Below are 14026 nucleotides of genomic sequence, written 5' to 3' on the forward strand. Positions count from 1 at the left end.
GCCCTGGCCGGCAATCACCGCAGCGACAGGCCCGTGCGCGCGCGCTTCTGCTAGCCTGCGCGCCGAGCCGAGGATCGCCGCCCATGCACTCTTTTTGCTGGTACGAGCTCCGGACCACCGACCCGACCGCCGCGCGAACCTTCTATATCGATGCCCTCGGCCTCCTCGCCGCCGCGGGTGACGCCCGCTGGCGCCTCGCGAGCGGCGGGCCCGAGCTCGGCGAGTTCGCCCCGTTGCCGGCGCAGGCGGCCGCCCGCGGCGCTCCCGCGCATTGGCTCGGCCACATCGCCGTCGCCGACGTAGCGATCGCGGTGCAACGATTCGTCGCTGCCGGCGCGAGCCCGCTGGGGCCGACGCAGACGCGCCCCGACGGCAACCTCGTCGCCCCGCTGCGCGATCCGCTGGGAGCCGTGCTGGCTGTCACCTCGCGCCCGCCGGCGACGGCGACGCTCGCGTGGTGTGATCTTCACACCGGCGATCCCGCTCGCGCCGCGGCGATCTACGGCGAACTTTTCAACTGGGCACCGAAACAGCAGCACGACCTCGGGCCCGCGCGCGGCAGCTATCACGAGTTCGCGTGGCAGCCCGACGGTCACAGCGTCGGCGGCATGTCGGACGCGGCGCTGCGCCCGGGCATCCACACCCACTGGCTGTTTCACTTCGCGGTCGACGACCTCGAGCTCGCGCTGGGACGCGTGCGCGGCGGGGGCGGCCGCGTGGCCGGCGAGCCGCTGCGCGGGCCCGGGGGCGCGCGCGTGGCAGTTTGCGAGGATCCGCAGGGCGCCGCCTTCGCCCTCCACGCGGCCACCTGACAGCAATTGCGTGACGGCTCGATGCGCCGCTCCTGGATCGAGGTCAACCTGCGCCACGCCCCGCCGACGAAGCGGCCTTTCGACTCGCATTGACCCACGTGAAACTTGCTGTGAACCCGCGAACGAGCCGCAAACGAGGAATGCACGCAGCGCTGCGATCGAGTCAGGCCGCTCGCGCCACGCGTCCCCGCGCCTCTCATCCGCCCGCCGCGTGGCTCGTCGCGTCGCTGCCGCGGGCCCACGGCGGCGCCGTGCGGACCGCCAGGTCGCGCTCGGCGAACCACTGCTCGATCGCCCGGCGCAGCGCGGCGGCCTCGTAGGCGAACCACCGCTGACGCACCGGCGGCGCCGACAGCAGCGCCTCCTTGAAGCGGCGGAACGGCCCGCGGCCCTCCAGCGCCCGCAGCAGGCGCTCGCGCAACTGCGGGTCACCCACCTCCTCGCGGGCGAATCGCTCCATCCGCTGGAACCTCTCGTGCGTCGGCAGGCGATCGATCTCGAGGTAGCGCTGCGGCGCCGCGTCGATGCGCTCGCGCTCGCCGGGGTCGTCCTCGAACGGCCCGGTGACGCACACCTCGCCCGTCACCGTATCGTAGTAGGCGCGGTTCTCCGGGTCTGCGCATTCGAACGCGAACTCGATGGAGTCCCAGTCGGGCGCGGGGGCGTCGGCGGCGAGGCGCATACCGGGAGGGTCGCGCGATAACGCGCGGCCCGTCAAGGAAATTGCGCGAACTCGCGCGAAACTGCGCGAACTCGCCCGCCTGACGCGTTATTCAGCGCGCGCGACCGCGGCGGACCACGGCCCGGCGCGGGCCCTCGGCGGCCTGCCGGAGCACGTGCAGGTCCGGCATCAGCGGCGGCGCATTGTCGGCACCACCCGCCTCGATCGGGCACAGCCACGGCAGCATGTCGCCATTGTTCGTCGCCTCGACCGCGAGCCCGGCGAAATTCAGCTCCCCGTCGGACGCCGTCGCCAGCTCGCCCGCGATCGTCAGCGCCGCCGTCGGCACCGTCAGCACGATCGCATAGCCGTCCGGGAACCCGCACGGCGTCTTCACCCCCGCCAGCGCGGTCTGGTCGGTCACGGCGATCATCACCTTCGACGGCGTGTTCAGCACCGCCGAGAAGTTCAGCATCACCTCGGATTGCTGCGGATCGGCCGCCAGATAATAGAACCCGCCGACCCCGAACGAGCCGGCGATCCAGTCGAAGCGGACCGCCACGCGCGTGTACGCCGGGTCCTGCATCCGCGCCAGCATCGGCTCGATCTCCGTCGCCACCGCCGCGTTGCGCTGCGCCACCGTCGTCTGCGCCGCCGCCTGCACCGCCGGCTCGTCGGCCTGCGGCGCGGGCTTCACGTGGGCCAGCAATTGGTCGGCGGGCGCCTCCCCCTTCTCGACCGCCAGCTCCCACCCCGGCGCCCCGGCGCGGCGCAGCAGCAGCCCGGCGACCACCCCGAGCTCGTAGGGCTCGAGGTCGCTGGCGAACCGCGAACCGTCGCTGACGAACAGCCCGTCGGGCAGGTGCGATCGCGCCAGCGCCAGCACCTCGGCGTCGTCGGACTCGCACCCGAGCTCCGCGATCGCGCTCATGATCAGGCTGACGTACTCGGCCGAGCCCTCGGTGCAATCATAGCTGCGGATCGCCTTCATCTCGGCCGCGTGCTCGGCCTGCAGGCGCGCGTGCCAGTGGGCCGCCGCCGCCAGGCCGTCGCCCTCCGCGACGATCTCTGCGCGCAGGGCCTGGACCAGCTGCCGGCGCAGGTAGCGGGGCTCCCACGGCTCCGGATAGGGCGCCGAGCGGCTGCCCATACCCGTCTTCCAGTCGTCCTGATCGGCGAGGAAATGGAAGCCCTCGTGGAACATCAGCGACGCCGCAAAATCGGGCCACAGGGTGCCGCCATTGCTCACCCACCAGTCGTTCTGCGACTGCGTCTGATCGAGCGAGATGCCGAGCGACCTGACCCCGTCCAGCTCGCCGACGTTGAAGTACGACTGCCACTCCGGCGGCAGCGCCGCCAGCGTTCGCTGGGTGACGACCGGCGGTTTGCCTCCGCCGCCCTGATCGTTCCACACCCACGCCAGATCGTCGGCCAGCGACGTCAGCACCACCTGGCGCTGGCGCAGGTTGCCGGCGATGTCGGGCCACGCGCGCTCGGGGCAGCCGTACATCGCCGTGTCGAGGGCCGCCAGCAGCTGCTCGACGCGGGTCTTCGGCGGCTCCGCTTCGGGCCTGTCCTCGGGGACAGGTATGTCCACGCTCGTCGCCCCCGGCTCGGCCTCCGCGAGCGTGCCCGCCGAATCGGTGATTTCGGGCATCCGTCCCCCGGAGCCGTCGACACAGGCGGCGAGCGCCGCGCTGGCGACGATCCCGACGCCAAAGGTTCGAGTCGCTGCGGTCATGCGATTGCAAGGGTCACACCGCCGGCGAGCTTGTCCAGGCGCCGCGACGACCGCGAGGCCCCGCCTGTCGGCTCCGCCACAACGCCGCCCTCGCCGCCCGCGCGCGGCGCTCGCAGCCCGCGCTCACCAGCTGTGGTACGGCAGGATCGCGTCCTTCGTCAGCGCGTAGACCCGCTCCGGCTGGCTGGCGAACACCAGATCGCGCACGTCGCCGCCGGGGCGCTGGGTGGCCCACAGCACCGCCCCGTCCTGGTCGATCCGGAGCACCCGGGTGCGCGACTGGTCGCCGTCGTGCTCGCCGACGCCGACGAACATACCGCCGAACGGCTCCGCCTCGACCGGCCCGGCCCGCACCGACCAGCCGTCGGGCGGCGCCCACTCCTGCCACCACAGCTGCGCCCCGTCGGCCGTGGCGAACATCGCGTAGCCGAGCAAGCTGTCCTGAGGGACATCTCCATCGAATTGCGTCAGCGCCACCGCCAGCCCGGTCTGACCGGTCACCACCACGTCGGTCGGCAGCGCGTGCGCGTGCGTCGGCGCCGGCAGCATCACGTCCCACAGCGGCAGGCCCTCGGGCGACAGCGCCTCGAGGAACAGCTGGTCCGACGCATCATCGTCGGCGTGGCGCTCGCCGACGGCGTAGATCGTGCCGACATCGTCGATCGCCACCCCACGATAGCGCACCGTCCAGCCGACCCCGACCGGCGCGTCGTGCTGCCACATCAGCGCGCCCCCGCCGTCGAAGCGCAGCACCCACGCCCCCGCGCCGCCGGCCGCGTGGTTGCCGACGACCGCGATGTCGCCGCCCGTCCACGCCAGGTCGGTGACCGCGACCGGCAGGTCCACGTAGTCGGTGAAGAACGCGGTCGAGCCGTCACCGCCGACGTTCGCCAGCCACATGTGCCCGCCCGAGCCCGGCTCCTGCGCCTCGGTGTCGACGATCCCCGCGACCACCGCCTGCCCCTGGATCCCCTGGGCCTGCAGCGGCGCCCGCCCGTGCTCGCCGGCCCACTCGGTGATGTCCCAAAAGCCAGGATCGTCGCCCCCCGGCAGCGACACCTCGAACAGCTGCGCCGCCGTCTGCCCCTCAGGCCCGAAGTCCGCCAGCGCGCGGCCGACGATCATCGCCGACGCGTCGAGGAACCACCCCGGCAGCGGCGCCATGCAGCGCAGGTCGTCGGCCCCCGCCGGCTTGGGGATCACCAGCGGGTCGAGCGGCGCCCCCATGCCCAGCTCGCAGCTCGGCAGGCAGCCGTCGTCGAGGTCGGCGTTGGCCCCGTCGTCGCACGCCTCGCCCGGCTGGACCACGCCGTCGCCGCAACCCGGCGGCCCGCCCGTGCTGCTCGTGTCCGGCCCGGTGCTCGTCGTCGTCGTCTCTTCGCCAGTGCTCGTCGAGGTGTCCGGCCCGGTGCTCGTCGAGGTCGTCGCTTCGCCGGTGCTCGTCGAAGTCGTCGCCTCACCGGTGCTCGTCGAAGTCTCGGTCGCGCTCACGCCCTCGGTGGTCGTGCTCTCGCCCGTGCTCGTGCCGGTGGTAGTCGTGGATGTCGGATCGCCGGTGGTCGGCGGATCGTCGCTCGTGGTCGTCGCCGTCTCGCTGCCGCTCGCGGTCGCGGCCCCGGTGTCCGTCTCTGTGTCCCCGGGGACAGGTTGTGAAGGACAGGCCGTCAGCAGCCCGCAGACCATGAGCGCGGTCGAACGATCGACAATCGACATTGGCGAAATCTACGCGCGGGCCGCAGCGCCGGCAAGCCGCGCGCCGCGGTCGGTCCGGCGCCTCCACCGCGATCCGCACGCGAATCGACGAATGCGCGTACCTCCGACGCTCATCCTCCGCCCACGACGAATGCGCGGGGCGTCGCTACGATTCGCCCGATCTGTCGCGCCGGAGCGCGCACGCCCCGTGAGTTCGCCGGACGGATCGCGCCCCCGTGCGCCGCGTGAATCAGCGACGGAGGCGGGCCCGCCATGACCTTGACCGTCGAGCCTGCTGCGGCGACGGTCGAGCCCGCCGCGCGGCTCGCTCGGTTGCGCATCGCCGGAACTCGCGCATGCCATGGGCGGGAGAAAATCGCTGATGGGTTCCACATCGCTGAAGGGCAAGAAGATCGCGATCCTCGTCGTCTCGGGGTTCGAGCAGAGCGAGCTGGTCAAGCCGCGCGAGGCGCTCGATGCCGCCGGCGCCGAGACGGTGCTCGTCTCATCCGAGTCCGGCAAGGTGCGCGGCTGGAAGGGCGGCGACTGGGGCGACTCGTTCCCGGTCGACCTCGCGCTGAGCGACGCGCGCGCGGTCGATTACGACGCCCTGCTGCTGCCCGGCGGCGTCATCAACCCTGACAAGCTGCGCATCGACGAGGACGCGATCAAGTTCATCCGTCACTTCGTCGCCAGCGACAAGCCGGTCGCCGCCATCTGCCACGGGCCGTGGCCGCTGATCGAGTCGGGCGGGGTCCGCGGGCGCAAGCTGACCTCGTGGCCGTCGCTGCGCAGCGACCTGCAGAACGCCGGCGCCTCATGGGTCGACGAGGAGGTCGTGCTCGACCGCAACCTCGTCACCAGCCGCAAGCCCGACGACATCCCCGCGTTCGTGAAGACGATGATCGAGGCGATCGCCGCCGAGAAGGCGACCACCCACGCCGCCTGAGCCGCTCACGGATAGGCGGCGCGCACGACGATGCCGCTCGGCCCGCGCAGGAAGCTGCGGCCGAGCGCGTCGACGCGGATCTGCAGGCCCTCGTCGAGGTTGACGTCGGTCTCGCCCTCGCCGACCAGCTCGCCCAGCGGCGTGTACGCGAAATGCTGGACGACGCGGTTCGGCTGCGGGGTGATCCAGTTGTAGACCTCGCCGAGCACGAAGTCCTCGCCGCGCACCGGGATCTCCTGGTGCCGGCGGCGGAACGAATCATAGCAGTGGCCGCCGTCCCAGCCCTCGAAATCCATCGTGGTGCGCTGGACGTCGGCCACCGACGTGCCATCGGCGGCGAAGAACCGCATGTCGAGCGCGGTGCCGTCCGAGCGCCACAGGAACACGAACTCGCTCTCGTCGTTCATGCCGACGGTGAAGCCGTCGTACCAGTAGTGATAGTTGACGGACAGCTGCACCGGGCCCGCATCGATCCACCCGGCGCCGCCGGCCTTGAAGCGGCGGTAGTAGATGCCGTTGCCGCTGTGCTTCTGCGCGGCGACGATGCCCTCGCCGGTGGCCTGGTTGAGCGCGACGTGGTTGCCGTAGACGGCGTCGATGTCGAACGCCTCCTGCTGCGCCCCCGCCAGCCCGTCGGCGTCGACGAAGGTGATCAGCGTCTGGTTCGGCGACACCGTGATCACGCTGTTGCCGGCGGCGTCGATCGCCGCGTTGTGGAACTCGAAGTATGCGTCCGGCAGCGCGATCGCCGTCTCGGCGGTGACGACCGGCTGGCACGTGTTGTCCAGCAGCGAATAGGCGATGCGGTGGCTCGCCGGGTCGCCGCCGGCGTCGAACCACGTGACGAGGACCTTCTGCGCCTCGCGGGCGATGTGGATCTCCGGCTTCGCCCCCAGCCCCTGACCGGCGTCGTAGCTGCCGGCCACGAACTCCGGCCGCCGCACCGTGCCGTCGCCGTTCCAGCAGGTCACCTTGAGCGAGCCCGCGTCGCCGCGCACGACCACCAGCGCGCCGTCGGCCGCCACGTCGTAGTCGTCGATCGGCGTGTCGATGACGAGCGCGACCTCGTCGTCGCAGGCGTCGGGGATCCCGTCCTCGTCGACGTCGACGTCGTCGGGCCCGGCGAGACAGAGGTCGTCGCCGTCGCACACGCCGTCCATGTCGCTGTCGTTGCTGGCGTCCTGAGGGCACGCATCACAGGCGTCGGCGATCCCGTCGCCGTCGCCGTCGAGCCCGTCGTCGCCGCCCTCGCACACGTCGCAGGCGTCCGGGACGCCGTCGCCGTCGCCATCGGGCCCGCCCTCGCACGGGTCGCCGGTGGTGCTGGTGTCGGTGGTGATCGCGTCGGTGGTGCTCGAGTCCGCGGTCGTGCTGGTATCGACCGCCGTCGTCTCGCCAGTGGTCGTCGTCGTGTCGCCGGTCGTCGTCGTCGTGTCACCGGTCGTCGTCGTCGTCCCCGACTCGCTGTCGCTCATGGCGCTGGTGGTCGGTGCCGCGGTGGTCGGCGCGTCGGTGGTCGGCCCGCCGGTGCTCGGATCGTCGGTCGTGCCCGTGCCGGTGTCGCTCGTCGCGGCCGACTCGGTGGTCGCGATGGTGTCGTCGCCGCAGGCGACGCAGGGCAGGAGCACGGACAGGAACAGCGAACAGCGGCCACGCATCATCGCGGCAGTGTAGCCGCCAGCCGCGCGCGCCGGAGCGCGTGTCCGCGCGCCGACGCTGTGGCATAGTCGGCCGCATGCGACGGACCCCCGCGCTCGCGCGCCTCGTACCTGTCCTGTGGACCCTGTCTCTCGGTGCATGTGAAAAATCGGCCACGAACACGCCCGAGGCTGGCGCCGGGTCCGGCCCGAGCAGCGCCGCGCCGGCCGGCAAGCCGGCCCCGAAGGGCAGCTACGCCGACCTCGCCGGCCAGTTCGAGCAGGCCGCGGCCCAGCCGGGCGGCGCCGGCAAGCCCGATCTCGAGCGACTCACCGTCCCGCTGCTCGACGCCGCCTCCAAGCGGCTCAGCGAGCTGTCGATCGTGCACGAGGTCGAGCGCGGCGACGGCAAGGCGGCGCTGTGGATCAGCGCCGAGAGCGGCTCGCCGCTCGGGCGCCTGGCGGAGCAGCTGCGTTCCGCCGGCGACACGCGCACGGCCTACGACCTGGCGTGGTTCCGCGATCACCCCGGTCGCCCCGCCGGCTACGACGCGCCCGCCAACGTGCTGCGCCTCGAGCACGCGGTGATCCAGCGCGGCGGCGATCCGGACGAGCCGCGCCTGCGCCACGAGCAGGCGCGCGCCGAGGTGTGGGGCCGGCTGCGCCGCGGCGAGCCGTCGCCGTATCATTTCCGCCTGCTGGCCGGCAGCGGCGCCGACGAGGTCGTGCGCGGCGACGAGGTCCACGCCCGCGCCCGCGATCTCACGCGCGAGCTGCAGGGCGTGCAGGACCTGCTGATCAGCCCCGACGACGCCCCGGTCACGCAGGCCGATCTCGCCGCGGTGCTGGCGGCGAGCGAGGCCGGCCCCGCGATCGCCCGCCCGCTCACCGAGCTCGAGCTCCGCTTCGGTCGCCTCGCCGCCGCTGCGGTCCGCGGCGCCGACGAGACTGCCCGGCTGCAGCCGCAGATCAAGCAGGCGCAGGCCAAGGCGAAGGGCAAGAGCGCCGCCCAGGCCTCGGCCGGCCCGCGCGGCGCGTCGCTGCTGCTGGCGCTCGACCCGGTCAAGGGCGATGCGTCGGGCGTCGCCCACGCGCTGATCGTCGACCTGGCCGAAAGTACAGGTCCCGAGGACCCCAAGAACACGGCCCTGCTGCGCACCCACCTGACCGACATCGGCAAGGCCGTCGATCGCCACGCCGCCCACTTCGCCGCGCTCGTCGAGCTGCTGCGCCGGATCGCCGGCACCCCGTCCGGCAGCGAGCGCCGGGCCCTGGTCAAGGCGCTCGCCGGCGTGATCGAGCCGGTCGGTGACGACGCGCCGGCCAAGGCCAAGGCCCAGGCCGCCTACGTCAAGCGCTTCGACGAGGCCCTGGCCGGGCCCGCTCCCGCCCGCTGATTCACCGCCTCACGCGAGCTCCGGGCCCGCAGGGCCCGGAATTCACGTCCTTGACAATGGTTGCTTATCGGGTTAACTATTCATCGAACCCGCAACCAACGGAGCACCGCATGAAGAGCACGCCGGCCGGATGGCCCCGCATCTCCTCCTCGATCTTCTACGACGACCCCGCCGCCGCGATCGACTTCCTGTGCCGCGCGTTCGGCTTCGAGGTCCGCCTCAAGGTCGAGGGCGAGAGCGGCGACATCGCCCACTCGGAGCTGACCTTCGGCGAGGGCCTCATCATGGTCGGCGGCACCACGCGCCGCGACCCCGGCCGCGAGGGCTACCAGAAGCGCCACATCAGCCCGCGCGCGGCCGACGGCGGCAACACCCAGACGCTGTGCATCTTCGTCGACGACGTCGACGCCCACTGCGCCCGCGCCCGCGAGAGCGGCGCCCGGGTGTTCCGCGAGCCCAGCACCGAGGACTACGGCGAGGACTACTGGGCCGACCGCAGCTACGGCGCGCTCGACCCCGAGGGCCACCAGTGGTGGTTCATGCAGCGCGTGCGCGACCCGGGGCAGCGTGCCGGCTGACCTCGACCGCACCCTCGCGGCGCTGGCCGACCCGACCCGCCGCGGCGTGATCGATCTGCTGCGCCGCAGCCCCCGGCGCGCCAGCGAGATCGCCGAGGCGCTCGACATGACGCGCCCGGCCATGAGCCGCCACCTCCGCGTGCTGCGCAAGGCCGGGCTGGTCCGCGAGGACGCGCAGGACGACGACGCCCGGGTCCGCGTGTACCGCCTCGAGCAGGCGCCGTTCACCGGCCTGCGCGGCTGGCTCGACGAGGTCGAGGAATTCTGGGCCGACCAACTGCAAGCATTCAAGGCCCACGCCGAACGCCGGGCCCGCGGGAGAAGAGCATGACGACGCAGCTGCGCGGCGACGCGGCCAACGTGTCGGTGTCGGTGGCGGTGCCGCCGGCGCTGGCGTTCGAGATCTTCACCGAGGAGATCGATCAATGGTGGCGCCGCGGGAGCAAGTTCCGGGTCGCGGGCAAGCACCGCGGGATCATCCGCCTCGAGCCGGAGGTGGGCGGCCGGCTGTTCGAGTCGTTCACCACCGACGCGGGCACGCGGGTGGTCGAGACCGGGCGCGTGCTGGTGTGGCAGCCGCCGACCCGCCTGGTGTTCGAGTGGCGCGCGGCCAACTTCGCCCCGAGCGAGCGCACCGAGGTCGAGGTGGAGTTCACGCCGAGCGGCGACGGGACCTGTGTCCGCGTGCAGCACCGCGGCTGGAGCGAGCTGCGCCCCGACCACCCGGCCCGCCACGGCCAGCCGGTCGACGCGTTCCTGCGCGGGACCGGGCTGTGGTGGGGCGAGCTGATGACCTCCCTGCGCGAGCACGCGGCCGCCCGCGCCGCGGCCCGCTGAGCGATCGTCACCGACCGCCGCGAGCGGCGGTCGCGGCGACCGGTGCTTCAGGACATGTCTCCGAAGACATTTCCGAAAGCACAGGCTCTCAGGGACATGCTCCAAAGGACCTGCGCGCGATCCTCCCGATCGGCGTGTCCGCGCGCGCCGAGCCGGTCAAGCCCCCTTGACCGCGTAGATCACCCGCACCCGCGACGTGATCTCGATCCGCCCCGGGATGATCGGCGTCGCCGCCCCGAGCTCGTCGGCCGCCGCGAAGTGGTACTCGGGCAGCGGCGGCGGCATGTCCTCGATCACCTGGGCCATCAGCGGCCCGTCGAGCAGGGCCCCGAGCGCCTTGGCGACCGTGTGGATCTCGTCGATCGCCAGCTTGGTCGCCTGCCCCAGCCCCTCGCGGCGGTACTTCTTGTCGTCATTGACCACGAAGCGCAGCCCGCTCGCGGTGTTGACCCCGGCCGACACGCCGGCGTCGTAGACCGCGACCGCGCGGGCCACCGGGGCCGTCACGCTGATCACATTGGTCGCGCGATAACCGACGAGGATCTCGGTCTGCGTGTCCTCGTCCCATTTGGTGACGGCCTCGAGCTGCAGGTCCGCGGTCTGGATCGCCGACTCGGGGATCTTCTGCTGCTTGACCGCGGCGATGACCTTGACCATGCGCTCGGCGTTCTCCTGCACCGCCTCCGCCGGCTGCTTGGCCTGCGTGGTCACGCCGAGCCGCAGGATCGCCGCGTCCGGCTCCGCGCGCACGACGCTGCTCCCGGTCGCCTCGATCGTCTTCGTGTTCACGAACTCTCGTGGTTGCATGAACCCGAGCTTGGGACGTGCCCCGCCCGCCGGCGGGCGATCGACGATTCGCCGCCGACAGTCGCAGCGCGCGGCGACGCCTGCGAGGCCACCGCGACGGTGCGGACGGGGCGCCCCGGCCCGCGCGCAGCGACGCGCACGGCCACGCGCGGGGGCGCTCAGCCTGACCCGGGGTCGGCGGCCCGGATGGCCCCCATGACATGTCCGCAGAGACATTCTCCGCAGCGTGCGCGCGCCGGCGCGCGGCCTGGTTGCACGCACGTCGCCGCTGATCGATCGTGGGCCCGTGCCGGTCCGCGTCCGTCCCTCGCTCGTCCTCGTGCTCCTGTGCGCCTGCCCGTCCGCGGCCGGCACCACCACCGAGGACACCGTCGCCTCGACCGGCAGCGGCGGCGCGGCCACGGGCGAGCCGACTTCGACCGGCCCTGACGCGCCGACCACCGCGGGCGGCTGCCCCGCGCCGCTCGCCGAGTGCGACGGGGCCTGCGTCGACGTCGCCCACGACCCGGCGCATTGCGGCGGCTGCGACAGCCCGTGCGACGCCGGCCTCGCCTGTCTCGAAGGCCAGTGCGGCGTCGCCTGCGGCCCCGGCACCGCCACCTGCGACGGCGCCTGCGTCGACCTCGAGGTCGACCCCAGTCACTGCGGCGCCTGCGACCGCGCCTGCGACCCCGGCGTCGCCTGCGTCGCCGCGACCTGCGTGCCCGGCTGCGCCCCCGAACAGGCGCTGTGCGGCGAGGCCTGCGTCGACCCCGGCAACGACGAGGCCCACTGCGGCGGCTGCGATACCGCCTGTCCTTCGGGACAGCCCTGCGTCTACGGCCAGTGCGTCGGCGTCGGCCTGCACCACCTCCTCATCAGCGGACAGAGCCTCTCGACCGGCTCGGGCTCCGTCGTCGTCAGCGTCGAGCAGCCGTTCGCCAACGTCTCGTTCAACACCGGCGTGCGGGCCGGCGGCGTGGGCCTCACGGGCTTCATCCCGCTGATCGAGACCTGGAACGGCGGCGAGGGCGAGACCATCGCCTCGGGCGCCGCCAACCTCGTCAGCCAGCTCGAGCAGGACCGCGGCGGCAGCCACAAGATCCTCGCCTCGGCCCACGGCGTCGGCGGCCAGCCCTACGGCGCGCTCAAGAAGGGCACCGCGCCCTACGCCAACGGCGTCGCCCAGGTCACCGCCGGCGTCGCCCTCGCGGCCATGGCCGGCGAGGCCTATGCCGTGCGCGCCGTCGCCATCGTCCACGGCGAGAGCGACCACCTCGGCGGCAACCTGGCCTACGCCGAGGATCTGCTGGCCTGGCAGAGCGACTACGAGGCCGACGTGAAGGCCATCACCGCCCAGCCCTACCCCGTGCCGATGTTCCTGTGCCAGATGTCGAGCTGGACCATGTACGGCAGCAGCGTCTCGCGGATCCCCGGCGAGCAGCTGGCGGCCGCGCGGGCCCGGCCCGACCGGATCTTCGTCGTCGGCCCCAAGTACATGCTGCCCTACGTCGACGGCGTGCACCTCACCGGCGAGGGCTCGCGCTGGCTCGGCGAGTACTACGCCAAGGCCTACCGCCGGGTCCTCGTCGAGGGCCTGCCGTGGCGACCGCTGGCGCCGCGCAGCATCACCCGCGAGGGCGCCGTCGTCACCGTCGAGTTCGAGGTCCTGACCCCGCCGCTGGTGCTCGACGAGCTGCTCGTCAGCAACCCCGGCAACTACGGCTTCGAGTTCACCGACAGCAGCGGCGCCCCGCCGGCGATCGCCGCGGTCGCGCTCGCGGGCCCCACCACCGTCCAGCTGACCCTCGCGGCCGAGCCCGTCGGCGGCAACCAGCGGGTCCGCTACGCCGCCACCGGCGTGCCCGGCGTCAGCGCCGGCCCGACCACCGGCGCCCGCGGCAACCTGCGCGACTCCGATGCGACCGTCAGCCGCCACGGCTACAGCCTCTTCAACTGGGCCGTCCACTTCGACGAGCCGGTCCAGTGACGCCCTGCGCTCCTACCGCGGCACATCGGCGCAAATCACGCGATCCTCAATTTGCGCCCGGAACAGCGCCCGGGGCGGTCCTGTGAGGCCGAGCCCGGCCTATAGCCCATGTCCGAGCTTGCGCCGGGGCGCCCGCCGATCATGCCCCCTCTCATGCCGCGAGTCCTCATTGTCGACGACGAGGAGCCCCTGCGCGCGAGCCTCAGCTACGCGCTCACCCGCGAGGGCTACAGCGTCACCACCGCCGAGGACGGCGCCAGCGCGCTCGAGCAGACGCGCACCCGCAACCCTGACCTCGTCATCCTCGACCTCATGCTGCCCGGCCTCGACGGCATGGAGGTGTGCCGCCGCCTGCGCGCCGTGTCCGACGTCCCGGTCGTCATGTTGACCGCGCGCGACCGCGGCCAGGACAAGGTCGACGGCCTCACCGTCGGCGCCGACGACTACGTCACCAAGCCGTTCGACACCCCCGAGCTGATCGCCCGCGTCGGCGCCGTCCTGCGCCGGCGGGCCAGCGCCCAGCGCCTCCTCGAAGAGGACCGCCTGCTGGTCCAGCGCATGGAGGACCTGCTGCGCCAGGCCCCGATCCCGCGGATCTCCGCCAGCGAGCGGCCGCCCGCGCACGGACGCCTCGAGGGCGGCCGCGTCGTCGTCGACCTCGACAGCGCCACCGTCCTCGTGCGCGGCCGGGCGATCACCACCTCGGCGGCCGAGTACGCGCTGCTGCGGATCCTCCTGTCCTACCCCGGCCGCGTCGTCACCCGCACCGAGCTGATCGAGCGCACCTGGGGTCACGGCGCGCCCGACGGCCACACCCTGCTCGCCGTGCACATCCGCTGCCTGCGTGAGAAGATCGAGGAGGACCCGGCCCAGCCGCGCCTCGTCATCACCGTGCCCGGCATCGGCTTCCGCTACGACCTGCCGTCCTGATCGAGGCCACCACCGC

At 72.9% G+C, this 14026-nt stretch carries 13 protein-coding genes; 8 read left to right on the top strand and 5 right to left on the bottom strand.

The window, feature by feature from the left end:
• Positions 1-83 precede the first annotated feature (83 nt).
• Entirely contained in the window at positions 84-812 is a 729-nt protein-coding gene (locus POL25_RS05665; protein WP_272084810.1) for a VOC family protein, read from the top strand.
• A gap of 196 nt (positions 813-1008) precedes the next feature.
• On the opposite strand, the gene POL25_RS05670 is transcribed toward POL25_RS05665, so the two are convergent.
• The 3 genes from POL25_RS05670 to POL25_RS05680 form a co-directional block, all read right to left on the bottom strand.
• Positions 1009-1494: a UPF0158 family protein gene (locus POL25_RS05670; RefSeq protein WP_272084811.1), complete on the bottom strand. Its 486-nt coding sequence runs from the start codon at positions 1492-1494 to the stop codon at positions 1009-1011.
• Positions 1495-1585: 91 nt separating this feature from the next.
• Entirely contained in the window at positions 1586-3214 is a 1629-nt protein-coding gene (locus POL25_RS05675) for a hypothetical protein (protein WP_272084812.1), read from the bottom strand.
• Positions 3215-3337: 123 nt separating this feature from the next.
• A complete protein-coding gene (locus POL25_RS05680; protein WP_272084813.1) occupies positions 3338-4927 on the bottom strand; it encodes a hypothetical protein in 1590 nt (529 codons plus the stop codon).
• Positions 4928-5288: 361 nt separating this feature from the next.
• Between POL25_RS05680 and POL25_RS05685 the strand changes: the two genes are divergently transcribed.
• Positions 5289-5855, top strand: a complete 567-nt coding sequence (locus POL25_RS05685) for a type 1 glutamine amidotransferase domain-containing protein (RefSeq protein WP_272084814.1) — start codon at positions 5289-5291, stop codon at positions 5853-5855.
• 5 nt (positions 5856-5860) lie between these two features.
• On the opposite strand, the gene POL25_RS05690 is transcribed toward POL25_RS05685, so the two are convergent.
• The gene (locus POL25_RS05690) at positions 5861-7516 is read right to left on the bottom strand and encodes a hypothetical protein (RefSeq protein WP_272084815.1); all 1656 of its coding nucleotides are present in this window, start codon (positions 7514-7516) and stop codon (positions 5861-5863) included.
• 74 nt (positions 7517-7590) lie between these two features.
• Between POL25_RS05690 and POL25_RS05695 the strand changes: the two genes are divergently transcribed.
• From POL25_RS05695 to POL25_RS05710, 4 genes are all read left to right on the top strand, one after another.
• Positions 7591-8889, top strand: coding sequence for a hypothetical protein (locus POL25_RS05695; RefSeq protein WP_272084816.1), 1299 nt, complete (start codon positions 7591-7593; stop codon positions 8887-8889).
• 110 nt (positions 8890-8999) lie between these two features.
• Entirely contained in the window at positions 9000-9467 is a 468-nt protein-coding gene (locus tag POL25_RS05700) for a VOC family protein (RefSeq protein ID WP_272084817.1), read from the top strand.
• The gene (locus POL25_RS05705) at positions 9457-9798 is read left to right on the top strand and encodes an ArsR/SmtB family transcription factor (protein WP_272084818.1); all 342 of its coding nucleotides are present in this window, start codon (positions 9457-9459) and stop codon (positions 9796-9798) included. The genes POL25_RS05700 and POL25_RS05705 overlap by 11 nt, the downstream gene beginning before the upstream one ends.
• On the top strand, positions 9795-10304 hold the full coding sequence (locus POL25_RS05710) for an SRPBCC domain-containing protein (protein ID WP_272084819.1): 510 nt from the start codon (positions 9795-9797) through the stop codon (positions 10302-10304). The genes POL25_RS05705 and POL25_RS05710 overlap by 4 nt, the downstream gene beginning before the upstream one ends.
• Positions 10305-10460: 156 nt before the next feature.
• Here POL25_RS05710 and POL25_RS05715 read toward each other — a convergent pair whose 3' ends face one another.
• Positions 10461-11111: an SIMPL domain-containing protein gene (locus POL25_RS05715; RefSeq protein WP_272084820.1), complete on the bottom strand. Its 651-nt coding sequence runs from the start codon at positions 11109-11111 to the stop codon at positions 10461-10463.
• 286 nt (positions 11112-11397) lie between these two features.
• Between POL25_RS05715 and POL25_RS05720 the strand changes: the two genes are divergently transcribed.
• A complete protein-coding gene (locus tag POL25_RS05720; RefSeq protein WP_272084821.1) occupies positions 11398-13080 on the top strand; it encodes an MXAN_6577-like cysteine-rich protein in 1683 nt (560 codons plus the stop codon).
• 153 nt (positions 13081-13233) lie between these two features.
• Positions 13234-14010 carry a response regulator transcription factor gene (locus POL25_RS05725; RefSeq protein ID WP_272084822.1) on the top strand — a complete coding sequence of 259 codons (777 nt, stop codon included), beginning with the start codon at positions 13234-13236 and terminating at the stop codon, positions 14008-14010.
• Positions 14011-14026 lie beyond the last annotated feature (16 nt).

Origin of the sequence: Nannocystis bainbridge (assembly GCF_028368995.1) — a bacterium.
Lineage (GTDB): Bacteria > Myxococcota_A > Polyangia > Nannocystales > Nannocystaceae > Nannocystis > Nannocystis bainbridge.

Bases quoted from the DNA above. Each gene is read 5' to 3' on its own strand.
- POL25_RS05665 (WP_272084810.1), top strand. From the start codon at position 84: ATGCACTCTTTTTGCTGGTACGAGCTCCGGACCACCGACCCGACCGCC.
- POL25_RS05670 (WP_272084811.1), bottom strand. From the start codon at position 1,494: ATGCGCCTCGCCGCCGACGCCCCCGCGCCCGACTGGGACTCCATCGAG.
- POL25_RS05675 (WP_272084812.1), bottom strand. From the start codon at position 3,214: ATGACCGCAGCGACTCGAACCTTTGGCGTCGGGATCGTCGCCAGCGCG.
- POL25_RS05680 (WP_272084813.1), bottom strand. From the start codon at position 4,927: ATGTCGATTGTCGATCGTTCGACCGCGCTCATGGTCTGCGGGCTGCTG.
- POL25_RS05685 (WP_272084814.1), top strand. From the start codon at position 5,289: ATGGGTTCCACATCGCTGAAGGGCAAGAAGATCGCGATCCTCGTCGTC.
- POL25_RS05690 (WP_272084815.1), bottom strand. From the start codon at position 7,516: ATGATGCGTGGCCGCTGTTCGCTGTTCCTGTCCGTGCTCCTGCCCTGC.
- POL25_RS05695 (WP_272084816.1), top strand. From the start codon at position 7,591: ATGCGACGGACCCCCGCGCTCGCGCGCCTCGTACCTGTCCTGTGGACC.
- POL25_RS05700 (WP_272084817.1), top strand. From the start codon at position 9,000: ATGAAGAGCACGCCGGCCGGATGGCCCCGCATCTCCTCCTCGATCTTC.
- POL25_RS05710 (WP_272084819.1), top strand. From the start codon at position 9,795: ATGACGACGCAGCTGCGCGGCGACGCGGCCAACGTGTCGGTGTCGGTG.
- POL25_RS05715 (WP_272084820.1), bottom strand. From the start codon at position 11,111: ATGCAACCACGAGAGTTCGTGAACACGAAGACGATCGAGGCGACCGGG.
- POL25_RS05725 (WP_272084822.1), top strand. From the start codon at position 13,234: ATGCCGCGAGTCCTCATTGTCGACGACGAGGAGCCCCTGCGCGCGAGC.